This is a genomic window from Flagellimonas crocea, from assembly GCF_033441595.1.
Lineage (GTDB): Bacteria > Bacteroidota > Bacteroidia > Flavobacteriales > Flavobacteriaceae > Flagellimonas > Flagellimonas crocea.
On the sequence record NZ_JAUZVX010000002.1, the window covers coordinates 54,619 to 74,300 of the forward strand.

The window sequence follows — 19,682 nt, forward strand, 5'->3', positions numbered from 1 at the left end:
TTTTCTTTCTGGATTCTTGGAGGAAATCGGACCCGACTTTTCAAAAAATTATCCTATCCATTACATCCTGATTACATTCTTAGTAATCAGAGCCAACCCTTAATTGCCATAATATGAAAAAACTTTTACTTTCCGTATTGATGATCCTGGGTATCCATGACCTTTTTGGACAAGTGGATTACAATGAATATCCATTGCAATCCTCTTCATTGCCATTGGTGGAACGAGAGGAGGATACCTCCGAAATCATGCCTCCCTTTCTGATGTTCGAACCTTCGGCACAAATGTCGTCCATGGCCGGAGGTGCTGAAAACATATCAGAGACCCTTGGTGAGGCCTCAGTATCCTTGACCGGCGGTGCTTCTTATACAATACCCATCAAAGTACCTCCTGGAATCAACGGAGTGGTCCCGAATATTGCCTTGGCATATAACAGCCAGGCGGGCAATGGTCTGGCTGGATACGGCTGGAATATTTCGGGTATATCTGTGATTACCCGGATACCCAATACAAAATATCATGATAATTATGTCGATCCAGTGGATTTTGACGGTAATGATCGTTTTGCATTTGATGGACAACGACTCCTGCTAAAGTCCGGGACCTACGGTGGTGACGGGGCCGTATACGAAACGGAGAACTTTTCAAATCTTAAGATAACCTCCCATTTGGTTTCTACCTATGGGTCAACCTATGGTCCCAAATATTTCACGATTACCTATCCCGATGGCTCCATTGCCACTTATGGCAATAGTACGGATAGTTATTCAAGGACCGATTATGCCATAACCAAATGGAAGAACCCACAAGGGGTTGTGGTCGATTATACCTATATCCTCACTGATAATAGTCTGAACATCAGTAAAATTAAATTTGGGCATAAGGATGGCGGATCTGCATTGAACGAAATTGAATTCGTATATAAGACCAGGACCCGTGCTGAACAATCCTTTATAGGCGGTCAAGATTTCAGAAGAAAGACAATACTCTCAGAAATTAGGGTAAAGACAGGAGCGGTAGGCTACCGAAATTATGTTCTGGCCCATAGTTCCAATGATCTCGGTTATGATAGGTTGACCAGTGTTACCGAAAAGAATGGGGATAATACCCTATCCCATTCCCCAATAAGCTTTACCTATACCTCTTCTTCCCCAACATTGAATTATGGAAGTGTGACCACAAGTTTGAGCGTTTCCAACATTGAGACCCGAACCGCGGATGTGGTACCAATGGACTACAATGCCGATGGAAATATGGATTTTATCCTGGTCCCAAAGGATCAGGCACAGCGGAACAAGGTCTGGATATTTGACAATGTGAAACAGGGCAGTGCGGAACCTGGAAAATTGGTAAGCGGTTTGACCTCCTATGTACATGTTGCGGCCATCAACCATCTGAATGCCGTGAACCACATGTCAAAGACCCAAGGTTTTTTGACCGTTACCAATGGTTCTGGAGCGCAGGTTGTATTCAGGGTCAATGGACCGACAGGGACAAGTTATGCCGCCCAGCTCTACTCCAAGAGTTGGAACGCACCCAGTTACCAGAGCCGATCAAGTTGCTCCGTGACCGCCACTACCTATAAAGCGCCACTGGTGTATGTGTCGGGTGATTTCAATGGTGACGGGCTTACAGATGTCATCGCCATCAATAGGCCCTATAGTTACAACAACTGTACGTTACGGGCCTCCACCCCTGAAAATCCATGCGGGGGTGGTGGAAATCCCCAAATGCAGGTACAAGGGATAGGTTTGGTAGGTGAGGAAACGGAAGCAGCTGCAGCGGCTGCGGCCGGAGATTGTTGCGAATGCAATAATACCATTGTAAGTAGTTCAAAGGCGTATTTCATCAATCTTGATAGGCGTTTGACCACTGGCTTTTCAGGAACTTCGGGAACCTTGTCCGTGGCCTATAATTATGGGGATCAATTATTGACTGCTGATGTGGACGGGGATGGCAAAACGGATCTTTTGCATGTGACCAATGGAAAGATCTATGCCTATGGTTTCAGTGCCACATCCTTTACACTACAACCCATTGGCACGACCACGGATACCAGGATCAAAAAGGATTATCCAGTATTGTTGGGGGACTACAATGGGGACGGCAAGGTCGATTTTATGACTCCTACAGCCACCAATAGTGCCTTATTTGCCTTATTTCTATCCAATGGGCCCACCTTCACCAAAAGAGAGGTCTCTTATCCGTTCACCTATAAGCTCTCGCAGACCGCGACCAGTCCGGTGACCACTTATAATTTGATAGCATCAGACATCAATGGGGATGGCAGAACGGATATTTTAGAGTATTACAGCAATACGTCCAATGGCAGTACCAATGGCACCCAGACGTTGACGATGTATAGGAATATCAAATCAACGACCACGGATGTCACACCCCAGTTTTCAAGTGGGGTCGCAAAAACCAAGACGGGCAATCTGGTCCATTTTCCCATACCGGTATTTCTTTCTTCATCGGACAAGCAGAATACGAACTTGGACTTTGCCACGATAAGCAATAACTGGGTGACCTACTTCACCTTTGGGCAGGACAACCGACAGGATATGTTGTTGCGCACCGTAGGCCAGAATGGCGTTAATTATGATTTTACCTATCGCAAATTGGATGCGGCGTCCAGCAATGTGGGCAACGACGGTATCAAGATCTATGAAGAAAAAGATGATCAACTCTTTCCCTACGTGGATATTGGAAGTGGCACGGGACTGCTCGTGGTCAGCTCTCTAAAACGGAGCAGCACTTATGCGGGCACCACCATTTGGCAGGATTTCTCCTATCAAGGTGCGGTAAGCAATACCGAGGGTCTTGGTTTCATGGGGTTTCTTGGACTGGCAAGGAGCCATTGGACCACTGGAAACACGGATCGGATTTGGGATATTTCAAGACAGGATATGAACCTTCGCGGAGCGGTAACAACATCTTATACAACCCCGTACACCATAAATTATTCAACGGTGCCCTCCGATTATATGACGGCAGTTACAAATTCATATGGGTCATCTTTGTTGTCCAATAAGGTATTCAAAATTTGGATGAACACATCCATTGCCCAGAATCGATTGGAAAACACTTCCGTTTCCACAAGTTATCTGTATGAAACGAACAATCCCTACAACCTTCCCATCAAGACCACGGTCGATTACAATGGGTCGGGAACAAGGGTGACCGACGTCACCTATGCCCATAGTACTGGAGCAACCTATTACATAGGAAGGCCCACAATCAAAAAGGAAACAGGCACCATAAATGGGAACACGTTTACCACGGAGGAACAGTACACCTACACAGGATACCTTCTGACGACTCTCAAGAAAAAGGGCAATGGGACCCAGTTCGACACCGAGGTCTATACCTATGATGCTTTTGGCAACATTACAAAGAAGGTGACCACACCCTATAACACAGGGGCCCGCCAGGTGGATTTCACCTTTGATTCCTCTGGTCGATATCTGTTGACCAGTAAGGACGTTGAGTCCCTGATCACGACTTTCGAATATAATACTGCAACAGGAACCCTAAAAAAGGAAACGAATCCACACGGTTTGATTACGCAATATTTTTATGATGGTTGGAACCGATTGACCAAGGTGACAGACTATTTAGGGAAGAATGCCAACACCACGTATGTGGAGTCATTGTACAGCTATACCGTTACAGTTTCGGCAGATGATGGCAGTAGTACCATCACCGTATATGACCCTTTAAAGCGAACCACAAAAACATCAAAAAAGGACGTTCTTGGTCAATTGATAAGCCAATCTTTCCAATATGACAAGTTTGATAGGCTTTGGAAAAAGAGCGAACCTTTTATCGGGTCTTCCGCTTCACAATGGAATACCATCGATTATGATCTGTATGGGCGAGTGAAAACCATTACGGAATATACGGGAAGGGTCAGCAATTATACCTATTCAAACCTCTCTGTGACTGTCAATAACGGTACCAAAAGTGTCACTACTACAAAGGATCCCATGGGCAATGTTACCCGTGTTGTAGATCCTGGAGGGACCATGGATTACACCTACTATGGCAATGGGGGATTAAAGACAACGGTTTATGGAGGGATTACCCTATCCATGGAGCAGGACGGTTGGGGCCGCCGCACCAAGTTGACCGATCCTTCCGCCGGGGTTTATACCTATTTGTATAACGGGTTTGGAGAGCTTATTAAGGAGACCACCCCGAAGGGTGTGACCGATTATGTTTATTCAACTCTTGGAAAACTTACACAGAAAAAGGTGACTGGTGATGCCACGAACATGACCATGGACTATGCCTATGATGGCACAACTAAGTTACCCACATCCGTCACTTTGACCAATACGGATGGCAATAGTGGAACGACCACCTTCGCCTATGACAGTTATAAAAGACTTGCCACTTCCGTTGAGACGAATACTTATGCCAAGTTCAGTACATGGCTCACGTATGATACCTATGGAAGAATAGCCACGGAAGAAAGGGAGGCACGGTTGCTCAGCAATAATAAGTTCAGCAAGATCAAGACCAAGAATACCTATGCAAACGGTCAACTAAAGAATATTAATGACTTTACCTCGAATGAGGAATTGTACAATATCACAGGACTCAATGCCAGGGGCCAGGCCACCACGGCAACTATGGGTGTGGGCCTGAAACGGACCAATACCTATGATACAAATGGCTATCTCACCCAGGCATTGGCCCAGAAAAATGTGACCACAACACCTGTTGATGTCATGAAGCTCACCTATAATTTTAATGCACAGCGCGGCATTCTCAATAGCCGTACCAATAGTTTGTTCACTTGGTCGGAGAGCTTTACCTATGACAGCATGGACCGTTTGTTGACCTTTAACGACAACAATGGGAACCGGAACCAAACCTATGACAGCAAGGGTAGGATTGATGTGAATAGTGTACTCGGGCAATATAAGTACAGTACCACTAATTTTCAACAGACCGAGCTAGCCTTTAATGCTATGGGAGAGGCCTATTACAATAACTATGGGGCACAGAACGTGAGTTATAATGCATTCAAAAGCCCTGTTGAAATCAAGGAGACCGGCAAAGAGTATTTTAGCTTTCAATACAATGCCGGTATGGGTAGGGCAAACATGTTTTATGGGGATACCCAGACCGATAAGCTCCAAAGAAGATATCGAAGACACTATAGCGAGGATGGGAGCATGGATATCACTTGGGACAAGAACACTGGCAAGACGACTTTTGTTACCTATGTCAATGGAAATGGCTATACCTCTCCCGTCATATTTCGTTCCGAACAGATCAGCACTACAGTTGCAGAATACCAATATCTTCATAGGGACTATCTCGGAAGCATTTTGGCCGTTACGGACAAAAATGGCAATCTAAGGGAAAAGCGCCATTTCAACGCATGGGGGGAAATCGTTAAATGGACCAATGGCAGCGGGACCACTATCGCTGGCGGCATGGCCGGTGGAGCCATGTTGGATAGAGGGTTTACAGGGCATGAACATTTGTTCGGGGCCAATTTGGTCCACATGAACGGCAGGTTATATGATCCAATACTACATAGGTTTTTGATGCCGGATAACTTTGTTCAGGACCCTTACAATTCCTTGAGTTTCAATAGATATGCTTACACATGGAACAATCCGTTGATGTATACGGACATCAATGGTGAGTGGCTGGGTATTGACGATATAATCGCAGGTGTAATCGGAGGGGTTGTGAATTTAGTGGTCAACATAGTTCAAGGTAATATCCAAGGGAATTTTTGGCAAGTGTTGGGCCAGGGGGCTGCAGCGTTCGGGGCGGGTTTTGCGGCGGGCACTTTGGCCTTGTACGGCCCGGCTGGATGGGCCGCAGGAGGGGCTATAGTTGGAGGTACCAATGCCTGGCTTTCGGGAGGAAACGTTTGGGAGGGAATAGGTATTGGCGCGGTATCTGGCCTTGTAGGTGGCCAATTTGGCAAATGGGCAGGGCAGCTCGGAGGAGTGGTCATCAATGGAATAAGGACTTCCAGCCCTCTGATTAAGAGCTTGGTCGGAGGCGTAATTGGTGGGGCCCTTGGTGGAGGAACCACAAGCTTTGCGATTGCGTTGGGTTCCGGTGCAAGCTTTGAGGAGGCACTTGATGCTGGATGGCAGGCAACCAAACAAGGCGCTGTAATTGGTGCAATGACTGGACTTGGGGCCGGCTATGCCCAATCACGTGTGGACAAGGTTAACTTTTTGACCGGTAAATCTTTGGTTACTCCAACGGCGCAACCCACTTCCGAGGCGAGCACATCCACATTGACCAAATATTATCCTGAAAATGATGGAGCCGTTCCAGGAACCTTTGAAGACACTTATTTGTATGAAAATACAATTTTGGACAGATTTGGCTCTTTGGGGCCTAAATCGGATTACTTGGCACCATTTGGTACTCCCAAGGAATTTCTCGCGTTGCCGCCGAACAATGATGGAATCTTCAGCAGATATCAAGTAATAAAGCCTTTTCCGGTAAGAGCTTCGCTTGTAGCACCGTTTGGGTTAAGTAACCAATACCAGACCCCAGTACCAATTAATGTACTTTTACGCCGAGGAATAATCATTAAAATTAACTAGATGAACAAATTCGAGCTTAAGGAAATACTAGAAAAAGAAGGGATTGAAAGTAAGCTATATTCATTGGATGGTGATATTTCTAAACCGGGGTCTTTGGTATTGCAAGAATTATCCAATAGATGGGAAATCATAGGAATTTCCGATAGAGGAGCGCAGGAATTGCTGAGGGTCTTTGAAAATGAAGCGGATGCCTGTCAATATCTATACAAAAGATTGCAGAAATTCAAACAAACCATGGATAAGGCCAATCAAATTAAGAAAAGGAAAGGTGGCAATAACAATAATGATGATGTCATCAAATTATAATTTGCGTGCATTAATGAGGGGATTTTTTTTCGTCAACTTCCTTATGCTATCAGCATTTATGGGGTTAAACGCCCAAGTGAGGCATAAAGAGGCTATCAAAGTCGAGATAGGGTTTGGAATGTCCTCCCCATATAATAGCTCGGACGAGATTGTGGACACTGGGCTGTTTCTTCAAGGAACTTATGTTGTAAGGATGGCATCATGGTTTGATGTCTGTCCTTATGCCGGGGTTATTTTGACAAAATCCAAGGGGAGGGATGTCCATGACGATCCAACGGATGAAAAGGCCACTTCAAGTGCTATTCTGGTCGGGGGAAAAGGGAGGGTCAAAGCTCCGATTCCATGGGTTGCCCCGTATATTGAATTAGGGGTGGGGGTTTCAGTGGGGAGATTTGAGACCTTCACTTACTTTACCGATATTGAAAAAAAGGGATTGGTCTATCACATACCCTTTTCATTGGGGTTTGAATTGGGAAGAAACCATGGTGTTGACATAGGGTTGAGTTATTACTACCAACCCACTGTGGAACAATACGCTGGAGCATTAGCAATTGGCCTTTCCATACCCATAAATGTGAGAAACCAATGAAACCAACCCTGAAATCCCATTTATCCACTTCCAAACTATTTAAAATGAAAACCGAATTTCTTGTTCTTGTGATCATGGGTCTTTTATGTACTCACGCTAACGCACAAAATGGTGTAGTGGTCCAAAGTGAATTGGATAAAAAAATAGGGAAGAACCTTGGGGATGGCACTCCCATCCTTGCCAAAGAATATCTTTTTGAGGATAGGGTGAGTGATTTCACCATTGATACCTTATCGAACCACATCGATATCCAACTGCGGGGATTGAGCAAAAATGGAAAATGGCTCAATAATAAGGGTAACCTTTTACGGTATGATACCCAGACAAACAGGGTCCTATGGTCGGAAAAGGTGAATTACCAGTTGGATAAAATTGAACAGTTTGGAGGGGTAACTTTGATCACAAAATCAGGAAAGACTTTCTGCCTGGATAATGCCACGGGTGAAGAGCTATGGGAACTTAAGAACTCGATAGTTTATGTGGACAGAACGAAAAAAGTGGCACTTGGTTATCGATTGTCCAATTCCAACAAGGATTCCCGAATTTTGGAAGGAATCGACCTTCGAAATGGAAATGTTATTTGGGAAAGATATATAAGCCGAGAATATGGCTGGAACAATATCTATCAATTGGATGAAGAGGCCCTTATTATTGTGGCAGGTGGAATACATACCTTGAACATTCATGATGGTTCAGGGTGGGATTATGATACAAAAACGGGGAAGAAAGATTATACCGCTTCGGCTGTGGGTACAGGGCTTGGAGTCGTGGCCGGTATTCTAACGGGGACCTATGCAGTGGCTACAGGGCATGACTTGGTCAGGGATATTGCATCCAATGTTCTTAAGGACAGTTTGGGTCTATTCTTTGCGTCCAACGAGCAATTGGTAAGGTTGGATTTAAAAGGGGGGCTTAAATGGCAAGCCAAGTTGCCTGAAGATAAGACCAGCAAGTCTGAAATCTTTAAAAAGGGGGAACAATTGTTCATGGTGAACAGAGGATTTGCCTTTATGGGTAATCGAAAGCTTGATATGGGTATCCCCTTTATCGCGGCATTCCAAAGTGGAAACGGGATGCAAAAGTACTTTACAGAGGTAGGGGAGGAAAAAGATGACAATATTCTTGGGACCAAGTTTAATGGCAATGAACTTTTGTTGCTGTTTTCTAATCGCATTTCCAGATTTGATTTGGAGAATGGGACCGTTTTGGAAAATATTCCTTTCAGTGAAGTGGCCTATGGAGGCTTGATTCATTTCATAGGGCAACAAGTTTTTATCGAGAGGGACGACCATTATATCAGTTTGACAGAAACAGATTCATCAAAAGTACACGTCCTGTCAAAAAAGAATAGCATAATTGTATTGAATTCCGAACTGCAACCTGAAGGGCAAATTGAATCCAGTGAATTCTATATAGAGTATTTAAAATGGAAGGATTGCCGTTTTCTTAAAAGGGATGGAACGACCCAAGTAATCGATGATAAAGGCCGGAAAATTGCAGAGATGGGTATAGATGGAAATACAAGATTGCTGGGTCATCATTTATATAGTGTTGAAGAAGACCGTCTTTTGGTAATAGATTTATATCAAATAACGACTTCCAAGCAATAATTTTGATAATAACATTGCACCTGACATTTGTTTTATTGACCAAAAGAAACTTTAATCAGGAGACAACCTATAAATTGAATTAAAAAGATTCAAATTGACTTGGCAAACTCTAATAAAGCAGGCTCGTTTTTTAATCTTTCCATATCATCTGAAATTTTACTGTCCAGAACCTTGGCATAGATTTGTGTCGTTTTCAAGGAGGTGTGCCCAAGCATTTTACTGACGGATTCTATGGGCACGCCATTGGAAAGTGTCACCGTTGTGGCAAAGGTATGTCTGGCCAAGTGTGTGGGAAGGGTTTTATTGATCTTACAGCCAGCGGCAATTTCTTTCAAATAAAAGTTGGTCCGTTGATTGGTGTAGACAGGGAGCAGGGTCCCTTTTGCCATCACCCTGGGATGTTCCTTATACTTTTCAATGATGGCCTCTGGAATGCTCAACAGGGGTATACTGCTCAATACCTTGGTCTTTTGGCGATGGGTCTTTATCCATTTTTGGCCCTTGATGTCTTTGACGATGTGGTCCTTGTTCAATTTTTCGACATCGACGAATGCCAGGCCCGTATAACAGCAGAATAGAAAAATATCCTTTACGGTCTGCAATCTTACAATGTCGAATTCCTTTTCAAAAATTCGGGTCAGTTCCTCTTGGGTGAGATATTGCCGTTCCTTATGCTTCCAACTGGCCTTCCAATGGAAGAAGGGATCCCGTTCGATCCATTGGTTGGCATAAGCTATCCTGATGATCTTTTTAAAGTTCACGATGTACCTGACCGTGGTGTTGTGGTTACAGTTCTTTTTGGACCTAAGGAAATATTCCAAACCGGTTATGAACTTGTGGTCCACCTTTTTAACGGGGATGTCCTTTCTTTGGTGGGCATGTTGGATATAATTGTAAACATGCCTCCTAGCTGCATTGTAACGCTGTAAGGTCCCTTTGCTGAAGCCCCTTCCTATCAAGCTTTCGACTTCCCGGTTGTGGTCATCGAAGATCTCAAGGAGCATATGCTGGTTCTTCCCCTTTCCCAGATAGGCGTCCCTGACGATCGTGGCAGAGATATCCTCCCCTTCCTTCAGCAGGTTGTCATACACCTCAAAACAACGGTTTTTTACGTTTTCAAGGAACCTGTTGAAATTGGCGACCTTTGGGGCCGTTCCCCTGAGTTTTCCTGCTCTTCGGTCCCATTTGCGCTCCTCTACCCTCCTGCGGAGGCTGAACTCACTGCGCTTTCCGTTAACGGTGATACGGGTATAGATGGTCACTTTTCCATCGGTGTCCGAATCCATTTTTTTCGGATAGAACAATATGTTCATTGGTCCAAACATTGACAAGGGTTTTGAATGATTGGCGGGGAAGGTATAAAAACCAAATGTTAAAATTTCGGCGTAAAGATTTCTTTAACAGTCGATTATAGCGATGTTGGTGAGTCTTTCAAAGAGACATTTAGACTCACCTTTTTTTTGATATTATTTGGTGAGTTTTGGAGATAGATAAAATTAAAAAGCCCGTAAATTATTCATTTACAGGCTTTTGCGGATTCTTTAACGCTATCCAAGCGGTCTGGACGGGACTCGAACTTTTTGCCAAAATAGCCTATTTTTCAGGGCCTCCCAGAGGGTCATTTTTTGGAGGCACCGAATTGCTCACCTTTTAACAAAATTTAACTTTTTTAACATAAAAAATGATGGATTTTAATGCATTAAAAGAGTCTAGTTTCAATATTTCCAAATTAGTGATTTAAATGTTCGAAAAACGTATTTATGAAAGATGTTTTTGAATTGGATTTTTTATGCCTTATTTGAGCCTATAATTTTTCACTTGCTAATTAAATTTTAGTTCTCCAATTTTGAATTTAGAATTGCCAATTTCTTCAGTTTTTCGAAATAGTTGTCCCATAATTTGGAATCATTGGGGTTATTGGAAGGATTTGTTGCATCGTTGTATAGGAACACCTTATGTATTTCATTATTGTCATCCATTTGGGCCGAGCTTGGATCATCCGCCAAATCCATCAAAAACTTATCGGACAATTTTCCATAATCAGTATACATAAAGTCAGAATCAGGGACATTTTTGAATGAATCATATTCACCCAAAGGTTTATATTCCCTATTGAACGCAGTCCATTGACCGTTTTCATTGCGCTTAATTCCATAGGGTAAATTGATTTTAAAAAAATTACTTAGTGCCATATCTTATAAGTGAATTTTTATAAATGTAAAAAAATACCCTCAAATAATGTTGCTAAATACGTTCAATCCTATTATGTAAATTAAACCTGGGTTTTTCTGAACCCAAAATCATTTGAAGTGGATTTAGTAGGAAGTGAAGAGGATTTCATGTTAAAGTACTACACTTGTAAAAACTTGTTTTTGCATTTTGTTTTTAATCAGCTTTTATTGGAATCGTTTATTTGAACTTTACCAGCTGGGATAAATGCATTATCTCGAATGATATTGCATTTAGGTGATGTTATACGTTTGTTTTAATTACTTGTTCGCATTCTCAAGGTAATGACACCTATATTATAAGCATAAATTGATGCAGGAAGAAAGGTGAATTTTAAATTATCCACAACCTTCTGACCCAATTGATCAATTGAAGTTATTACTGCGGAATCAAATTTATTTTCCCTACAAAAACTCATCAGACTTTTTAGTTCTTGAGGCTTATCAAAATATCTATTGCTCCATTTGATTTCTACTCCCCAGACAGGTTTATAATTTCTGTCATCCACTAACACAAGGTCAACCTCTCCTTCTTTTCGACCATCTTTCCACCTAGCATAAGTAAGGTCCAATTTTTCACGGTGCATCCATTGGGAAAGAACAGCCGTTTCGATCATATTCCCCATTTCACTGTCAGTTTCAGTTATTGGAGAAAATAAGGCCGTACGAAGGGATGGATTCGTTAGGTAAACTTTGAAACTCGTTATTCTTTTTAACCTTTTTGCGTTGATACCAACTTTGTTCAGAACTTTAATCAAGAAAGCAGCCTCTAAATATTCTAGATATTTTTTCAAAGTATCCTTTTGAATACCGCTTTCCTTGGACATGGTCTCATAGGAAAATTCATTTCCAGTGTTATAAGCTATATAGGTAAAGAACCTATTTAATTCTTGCACGTCCTTAATTCCATACAAGCTAGGAAGGTCTCTTAATAGCACCTTGTCCACAATGTCATTCTTTACATATCGCCCCATATCACTTTGTATTTTTTCTGATAGGACTACTTCTGGATAACCGCCAAAATTTAGATAGTGAACAAACTCCTTGTTCAATTCCTTTGTATCATGGGCCAAGCAATAGGGTACACCTTTTTCACCGTATTGGATTTCTCCATCATAAATAAGGTGTTCCAGGTTTTTCAAATGAATGTACTCTTGAAATGTTAATGGAGGTAAAAGGAAATCCGTAAATCTACCGGCACCGCTCTCTGTACTATGCCATCTCAAAGCAGCAGCAGCGGATCCTGAAACTATAAACTTTGTTTCAGGGTAAGAGTCAACTAGTACTTTTAAATGTCTTTCCCAATCCTTTAGGTATTGAATTTCGTCAAAAAACACAAAACACCCATCTAGGTTTTTAAGAGTTAGGGACTCCTTACAAAGAGTTAGAATATCTTCTAGGCCCAGATTCACGTAAATTGGGTTATCAATTCCAATAAAGAACAGCTTTTGAGGGTTGACTCCATCTTTTATCAGATCATCAATACAATGAAAGAGCATTACAGTTTTACCCACCCTTCGTGGTCCCATTAGCACTAAAGCTCTCTTGATACTTCTTTCAAGGACAAAAGGATAAAAAAGATTAAAATAGAGTCTTTTGGACATTGAACTAAATGCCTTTGGTATTTCTTTCGTCACCCACCACGGATTTTCATAACGCAGGCGCTCTATGATTTTATCTGTCGGAATAATGTTTGCCATTAATGTTTTAATATCTTAATTGTGCAAATATAATATAAATAAGAAGATTACAATCAACCTATATGTACATTTCATACTAGATTAGAATAAAATTGGTGTAAGAAAAGGTTTAGATTTATCAATGAAGTACAACCGGCTCATATAACCGTGTAGGCTTTCCCGAAACGGTCGAGATTAATGATAGTTTTATGAATTTAGCGATGTCCTAAAAAGAGGTAAGGCTACACCACCATCAAAGTAGATGAAAAAGAATTTTATAACTAGGGCAATTTTCTACTTCAATGTGGTCTTTGAATCTTATCAAGACTCATTGCAGAGCCTTTTCAAATACCTTCCAAAGTGATTGGATTTCATAGGAGCATACTTTCCTTGATCATTAGTATTTATTTTCTGCTCCATCAAGATTCCTGCCTTCTATTTAATGGGGTCCATGAAGCGACGGACTATCCCTTGATGAAAAAAGGCATGTGTATATCATCTTGTTGTTGTCTTTGACACCTCCTTGTTGTCATGATTCCTGCTGACGGTCAACACTGAAAGTGCATTGTTCCCATGGAAAAAATATGCAGGGAACACTTGGTTGACTATTCCTTTTAGAATGTCGTAAATCGATTTACCGGGGTGAAATGTGCATGGGCGCAACTAAGTTCGTGGGAGCTGTTGATGATGGTCGGTACCGGTTCCAAATATCTTTTACAATCTATTCAGGCTGAATTCCAAGGTGGTTTTGTCAATTTCTTAAACGGGTATAGGGCCGAAGCGGGCAAACGACCGATACTGGATGTGAGTCGCTCAACGGAAGTTCCTTGTTCGACGCAGGTGCCCACTACTGAATCGGCAAAGAGACCATAGCTTTTTTACATTAAAGTCAAAAAAATAATCAGGTTTAAAGATTTTTTTATAATTTGTTAACGTTTTTTGGAAATAATATTATTGGTTTTTAACACATGCTATTGTGAAATGCCCTTTCCTGTTTATTGAAAGATTGTTTCAATAAGAGGATTGACTCTTCTTCATAAGGCACATTTTTCGTTTATGATTTAAGCCGGTCGAGAATATCGATGTAAAGGTCTTAGGTTATGAAACAAAGCGTTCCGTGCAAACAGTAAGAATTCGATTGCACCGAAACCTTACCGGAACAGGAGCGCTTAAAAGAAAGGCGAAAAAATGGATCGACATAGCTTTACCAAAGAATCTTATCTATTGGAGCATTTAAAAAGAGGCTCCACGGCTGCCTATGAGCATCTATTTACACTATACCATAAAGAACTCTGTAATTATCTGTCGGCAATTACCGGAAACCCAAAGGTTGCCGAAGATATTGCCCAACAAACCTTTATCAAGATATGGGACAATCGCGAGAAGTTACAGGTCGAGGATAACAAACTTAAGCGATACCTATTTAAAGTGGCCTATAACCTTTTCATCGATGTACAACGAAAGAGAAAAAAGGAATTTAAGCTGCTCGAGAAATTAAAACAGGAGGCTTATCTCGATCTCACCGATGTGGATACCTCCCTTTTCGAAGAAAGGCTCAGGAAAGTTGAAAAGGAAATCGACAACCTCCCCGAACAGTGCAAGAAAGTGTTCATCCTAAGTAAGCGAGAGGGTCTTAAGTACCGAGAAATCTCCGAACAACTTCAAATTTCCATAAAGACCGTGGAAGTACATATGGCCAAAGCCATGAAGCGGCTTAGGGCCCAGCTCACCAGTTTACTCTAATTTTCACCATTCCATTATTGCTTTATCGTGGTTGGATTTCCACAATAAGTGGGTTATATATGTACTTTCTCCATTTAAAATGTTAAAATTTTAGATTTCTATAAGGGTTTTTTGAAAAAGTTACGTCTCTTAATAAAGTGACAAAATACATCAAATGACCAAACTTGATATTAGAAGAATCATCACTAGGTATATCAACCAAGAGGCTTCCCAGGAAGAATTGGCCATTTTATATGAATGGGTAAAGAAAGGAAACAACAAAGAAGTCTTTAAAAAGTTGGTACAAGCCGACTATCTGGTCAATTACGAGGCTAGGCCATGGGATACCGAGGTGGCCTTTGAGCAGTTCCTGCATACCATTAAGAGCAAGGAAAATGGAAAGGTGAAAGGACTTTACAGCCGTCCTTACCTCTGGAAATATGCTGCAATTGCGGTTATTTTCTTGGGGTCCTCATTATACTTTCTTCTAAATCAGCAACTATTTGAAAAGGTTCCTCTGAATGTAGGTCCCGACCAGATTACCTTGGAACTGGACAATGGAGAGGTACTGGTCTTGAAACCATCATCAAACAATACCGTAAAAAGCAAAAATGGAACTACGGAGGTCTCAGTGATTAACGGGGTGTTGACACAAAGGGACAACGGAAAAACCAGTGGGCCTACACGCAAAAACACTTTAAGTGTGCCCATAGGGGAGCGTCTATCGGTAACACTGGACGATGGTTCCGTTGTAATGCTCAATGCGGGCTCGACCATGACATACCCATCAAGTTTTGAAGGTGCTGACCGGAGAGAGGTGCTTGTAACAGGAGAGGCCTATTTTCAGGTGGCCAAGAACCCAAATAAGCCATTTATTGTGCGGACCTCCAAAATGTATACCCAGGTCTATGGTACCATTTTCAACGTTTCGGCTTACCCAGAAGATAACATCAATGAAGTGGTATTGGTTGAAGGTTCAGTTGGGGTAGGCACTGACCTTAGGGAGTCCTTAGAGGGCCCCCAAATGCTAAAACCTTCCCAAAAAGCCTCCAGTATCCCAGGGGAAGGGAACGAATTTCTTATCGAAGATGTTGATGTTTCCCCCTATATCTCATGGACCAAGGGAATCCTTGTTTTTGAGAATGAGCCAATGGGAAAAATCATCAAAAGATTGGAACGACAGTATGGTATCCAGATAGACAACAGATTTGAACAACTTGAGGAGAGACGCTTCACCGGTATGTTCGATGAAGAAAGTATTGATCGTGTCCTTAGAACCATACAGGCGCATACCCACTTTAGTTACGATGTAAAAAATGAAATGATAATAATAAACGAACCTCATAAACAATAGTGCCTATGAAGTAAAAACCAATGACCAAAAAACAATTACTAACTAACTACACTAATTCAATTATGAAAAAAACCATAACAATAGGTGCATCGTTGCCGAAATTGGGCAAAAAAATGCTGTACAGCTTGTTCCTGATCTTTATTTTCGGTCAGGTAAATGCAGCTTCCTGTGCACAGTACGACAAAGTGGACAAAAGCTTCTTCGATACCAAACTGAGTGAAGTTTTTGAGACGGTTACCAAGACTACGGGCTACAAGTTTTTTTATGAGGCCTCGGAGGTGGATCTGGACCGAAAAGTGACCGTTCTTGGTAAAAACCTCTGTGTAGAGGACTTTTTTAAGGAAGTATTTAAGGATACAGACCTTACATTTAAGATTATTGCCCGGCAGATCGTCATAAAAAAAAGCGAACCATCCGTGCCAAATCTTGTTCCACAACGAAAGATAGAAACGGAAAACCCACAAGCCACTTTGAAGGGGCTTGTATTGGATGAGTCTGGAATTCCGCTTGCAGGTGCCAGTATTATCGCAAAGGGAACCACTGTGGGCGTTACCACCGATTTTGACGGTAATTTTGAAATTACCTTGCCTTCAGGAGTAACGGTGATTCAAGTCTCCTATATTGGATATAAGTCCAAAGAGGTCAATGTAGCGGGACTTTCCACGGTCACCGTGAATATGGAACAGGACGCTGCCTCCTTGGAAGAAGTTGTCGTTGTCGGATACGGTACTTTGGCAAAAAAGAAAGTTACCGGGTCAGTGGTTTCTGTTAGCTCCGAGACGATTACTGAGGTCCCTGCCCTCACACCAGAAGCAGCACTGATCGGTCAAGTGACCGGTGTTCAAGTACAAGAGGTATCAGGAGAGCCCGGTGCCGCTCCCAATATCAGGGTAAGGGGCTCAGGTTCCATTTCAGCGGGAAACGACCCACTGTTTGTTGTGGACGGGATTCCTATTTCACGGAACCTTACCTCCTCCAGCCAATTGGGTGGGGTGTCAAACAGGCGATCGGCCTTTCAGCCACCAACGATTAATCCACTGGCTACGCTAAACCCTAACGATATTGAGTCCATTCAGGTCTTGAAGGATGCCAGTGCCGCTGCTATCTATGGCTCTAGGGGTGGCAATGGGGTATTATTGATTACCACCAAAAAAGGTTCTAATGGAGATGAAGGGGTGTTTTCCTTTGATTCATTCTTAAGCCTCCAATCTGTGGCCAATAAGCTTGATCTGATGAACGCACCGGAGTTGATCGACTTTACAAGGGATGCTAGAAACAACGCCTATCTTCAGTCGGTGGACGGAGCGTCCATAGATGACCCCATTGGTCCTGGAGACAGAGGTAACACCAATTACGAAATGCCTGAATCCTTTATCAACTGGGATGGCACGGATACAGATTGGCAAGATTTACTTTTTAAAACAGGTATTGTACAGAGTTATAATTTCTCCTATGCCTCACCGATACGGAACAAGACCAGTTTTTATCTTTCCTCAGGATATTTTTCACAAACAGGAATTATTGATAAGGCAAAGTTTGAGCGTTATACAGTTTTGCTTAATCTCAATTCCCAATTGACGGAAAAATTGAACTTGGATGTGCGTTTGGCCCCAACAGTGACCGAAAATCAAAGGGTACCGGCTTCTGCACCTTATTTTGCAACCCCTCCGGGAATCGTTTATTCCGGTATCGTACACTCGCCAACCGTAAGCCCTTACAATCCAGATGGTACGATCAATCAATTGAACAATCAATCGTATTTGGGCGGTGGTACCACAACGGCTAGTAACCCTTTGGCTATCATAGAGGCTGTGGATGACCAGATATTCCAATTCCAGACTAGGGGAACCCTTGGATTGACCTATGACATCCTGCCGGAATTGAGTTTTAAAACCTTTGGAGGTGTTTATATCAATCTCTTCAACCAAGATTTTTATAGGGCAAGCTCCCTATTGTTCCGAAATTCAGCGGATGGTAACCCTTACGGTCAAGCGTCCTCTTCCACAGAGACCAATTGGCTCTGGGAAAATACATTGAATTTTAAAAAGGAGTACGGCGATCACTACGTGGATGCGGTACTCGGTTATACCGCGCAAAAGGATAACCTGACCTTAAAACAGGTACTTGCCAATAATTACCCGGATGATTTGGTCCCGACCATAAGTGGAGGTCAGGTATTTGGCGGAACCTCTATCCAGGAACAATGGTCTTTATTGTCTGCCCTTTTTAGGGTGAATTACAGTTACAAGGACAAATACTTGTTCACTGGAACGATTCGTTCAGATAAGTCCTCACGATTTGGTAAAAATAATCAGACCGGCTACTTCCCATCCTTTTCTGTAGGTTGGCGATTGAACGAGGAGACATTTTTAAAGGATTCAGAATCCATATCTGAGTTAAAGCTCCGCCTAAGCTGGGGCCAGACCGGAAACTTTGAGATTCCCAACTACGGTGCCGTAGGGCTTCTTGCGCCTCAAAACTATAATCTCGGGGGCAACCAGATCAATGGACTGGTTCAAAGTACGATACCCAATCCTAACTTAACTTGGGAAAAATCCGAGCAAATCAATGCAGGTATCGAATTGGGCTTGTTCAATAACAGGGTCTTCGTTTTGGCGGACTATTATGATACGCGCACAAAGGATTTATTGTTGAATGTGGCCATTTCTTCCGTATCTGGATTTGAGACCAACTTGAGAAATCTGGGAGAAGTAAAAAACTCGGGTTTTGAAATCGCCCTGAGCACCAAGAATTTTGTTGGCGACTTCACTTGGAATACGGATGTCAATTTTGCAACCAATAAAAATGAAGTGCTGTCATTGAATGTAGACAATGAGCCCATATTTTCTTCTGGAAGTGCAGGCGTAAGGCACGTCACCCAGGTAGGGGATCCTATCGGCAGTTATTATGGATATGTGGTAGATGGTATCTATCAGTCGCAAGAGGAAATCGCCAATGCACCGGTCGATACCCAAGCTCCCGATCCAGCACCGGGTGACTTTAGGTTCAAGGATATCAACGGGGATGGACAGATCACCCCGGACGACAGGACCGTTACCGGTAGTTATTTCCCTGATTTTATTTGGGGTATCAACAATCGACTGACTTTCAAAAATATTGATTTTAGCTTTTTGATTCAAGGAACGGAGGGCAATGAAATATTGAACCTGACCTCCCGGCACATGAAGAACGGAGAGGCCAATTTCAATTCCTACGCAGTTTTCAACGAACGATGGAGATCCCCTTCCGACCCGGGGAACGGGTCCATTCCCAGGGCGGATAGATTGTCCGGGAACCATGGGAACAATAACAGGCCCTCTTCTTTTCAAGTTGAGGATGGGTCTTACGTACGTTTGCGTAACGTGACCCTGGGTTATACGCTGCCAACGGATAATTTTTTTGGAAGTAAGATCCAGAGACTTAGGTTCTATGTTACCGCCACCAACCTCTTTACCATAACCGATTATCTTGGCTATAACCCAGAGGTGAGCAGTATTACAACGAACAGTTTGACACCTGGGGAGGACTATGGGGCATTCCCATTGACCAAATCCTTTACCATGGGCGTAAACCTTAAGTTCTAACCTAAAAACCTCAGAAA

At 42.5% G+C, this 19,682-nt stretch carries 11 protein-coding genes; 8 read left to right on the plus strand and 3 right to left on the minus strand.

Annotation, left to right across the window (positions count from 1 at the left end):
• Nucleotides 1-113: 113 nt before the first annotated feature.
• Genes SD449_RS05460 through SD449_RS05475 form a run of 4 tightly spaced genes read left to right on the plus strand, consistent with a single transcriptional unit; the run spans nt 114 to nt 9,098 of the window.
• Nucleotides 114-6,593, plus strand: coding sequence for an FG-GAP-like repeat-containing protein (locus SD449_RS05460; RefSeq protein WP_318309271.1), 6,480 nt, complete (start codon nt 114-116; stop codon nt 6,591-6,593).
• A complete protein-coding gene (locus SD449_RS05465) occupies nt 6,594-6,899 on the plus strand; it encodes a hypothetical protein (protein WP_318309272.1) in 306 nt (101 codons plus the stop codon). It begins immediately after the preceding gene.
• Between the two features lie 43 nt (nt 6,900-6,942).
• Nucleotides 6,943-7,488: a hypothetical protein gene (locus tag SD449_RS05470; protein ID WP_318309273.1), complete on the plus strand. Its 546-nt coding sequence runs from the start codon at nt 6,943-6,945 to the stop codon at nt 7,486-7,488.
• 44 nt (nt 7,489-7,532) lie between these two features.
• Nucleotides 7,533-9,098, plus strand: coding sequence for an outer membrane protein assembly factor BamB family protein (locus tag SD449_RS05475; RefSeq protein WP_318309274.1), 1,566 nt, complete (start codon nt 7,533-7,535; stop codon nt 9,096-9,098).
• Nucleotides 9,099-9,187: 89 nt separating this feature from the next.
• Here SD449_RS05475 and SD449_RS05480 read toward each other — a convergent pair whose 3' ends face one another.
• Entirely contained in the window at nt 9,188-10,423 is a 1,236-nt protein-coding gene (locus SD449_RS05480; RefSeq protein ID WP_318309275.1) for a site-specific integrase, read from the minus strand.
• A 155-nt stretch (nt 10,424-10,578) separates the two neighbouring features.
• Between SD449_RS05480 and SD449_RS05485 the strand changes: the two genes are divergently transcribed.
• Nucleotides 10,579-10,752 carry a hypothetical protein gene (locus SD449_RS05485; protein ID WP_318309277.1) on the plus strand — a complete coding sequence of 58 codons (174 nt, stop codon included), beginning with the start codon at nt 10,579-10,581 and terminating at the stop codon, nt 10,750-10,752.
• Between the two features lie 178 nt (nt 10,753-10,930).
• Here SD449_RS05485 and SD449_RS05490 read toward each other — a convergent pair whose 3' ends face one another.
• Both SD449_RS05490 and SD449_RS05495 read right to left on the minus strand, forming a co-directional pair.
• Nucleotides 10,931-11,290, minus strand: coding sequence for a hypothetical protein (locus SD449_RS05490; RefSeq protein ID WP_166250121.1), 360 nt, complete (start codon nt 11,288-11,290; stop codon nt 10,931-10,933).
• Between the two features lie 293 nt (nt 11,291-11,583).
• Nucleotides 11,584-13,026: an ATP-binding protein gene (locus SD449_RS05495; protein ID WP_166250122.1), complete on the minus strand. Its 1,443-nt coding sequence runs from the start codon at nt 13,024-13,026 to the stop codon at nt 11,584-11,586.
• A 1,167-nt stretch (nt 13,027-14,193) separates the two neighbouring features.
• Here SD449_RS05495 and SD449_RS05500 point away from each other — a divergent pair.
• The 3 genes from SD449_RS05500 (at nt 14,194) to SD449_RS05510 (ending at nt 19,665) form a co-directional block, all read left to right on the plus strand.
• A complete protein-coding gene (locus tag SD449_RS05500; protein ID WP_166250123.1) occupies nt 14,194-14,748 on the plus strand; it encodes an RNA polymerase sigma factor in 555 nt (184 codons plus the stop codon).
• A gap of 154 nt (nt 14,749-14,902) precedes the next feature.
• A complete protein-coding gene (locus tag SD449_RS05505) occupies nt 14,903-16,081 on the plus strand; it encodes a FecR family protein (RefSeq protein ID WP_166250124.1) in 1,179 nt (392 codons plus the stop codon).
• A 62-nt stretch (nt 16,082-16,143) separates the two neighbouring features.
• Nucleotides 16,144-19,665, plus strand: a complete 3,522-nt coding sequence (locus SD449_RS05510) for a TonB-dependent receptor (RefSeq protein WP_166250125.1) — start codon at nt 16,144-16,146, stop codon at nt 19,663-19,665.
• Nucleotides 19,666-19,682: the final 17 nt, after the last annotated feature.

What these genes read in the sequence shown, in the direction of transcription:
- SD449_RS05460 (WP_318309271.1), top strand. Translation starts at nt 114, where the DNA reads ATGAAAAAACTTTTACTTTCCGTATTGATGATCCTGGGTATCCATGAC.
- SD449_RS05465 (WP_318309272.1), top strand. Translation starts at nt 6,594, where the DNA reads ATGAACAAATTCGAGCTTAAGGAAATACTAGAAAAAGAAGGGATTGAA.
- SD449_RS05470 (WP_318309273.1), top strand. Translation starts at nt 6,943, where the DNA reads ATGCTATCAGCATTTATGGGGTTAAACGCCCAAGTGAGGCATAAAGAG.
- SD449_RS05475 (WP_318309274.1), top strand. Translation starts at nt 7,533, where the DNA reads ATGAAAACCGAATTTCTTGTTCTTGTGATCATGGGTCTTTTATGTACT.
- SD449_RS05480 (WP_318309275.1), bottom strand. Translation starts at nt 10,423, where the DNA reads ATGTTTGGACCAATGAACATATTGTTCTATCCGAAAAAAATGGATTCG.
- SD449_RS05490 (WP_166250121.1), bottom strand. Translation starts at nt 11,290, where the DNA reads ATGGCACTAAGTAATTTTTTTAAAATCAATTTACCCTATGGAATTAAG.
- SD449_RS05495 (WP_166250122.1), bottom strand. Translation starts at nt 13,026, where the DNA reads ATGGCAAACATTATTCCGACAGATAAAATCATAGAGCGCCTGCGTTAT.
- SD449_RS05500 (WP_166250123.1), top strand. Translation starts at nt 14,194, where the DNA reads ATGGATCGACATAGCTTTACCAAAGAATCTTATCTATTGGAGCATTTA.
- SD449_RS05505 (WP_166250124.1), top strand. Translation starts at nt 14,903, where the DNA reads ATGACCAAACTTGATATTAGAAGAATCATCACTAGGTATATCAACCAA.
- SD449_RS05510 (WP_166250125.1), top strand. Translation starts at nt 16,144, where the DNA reads ATGAAAAAAACCATAACAATAGGTGCATCGTTGCCGAAATTGGGCAAA.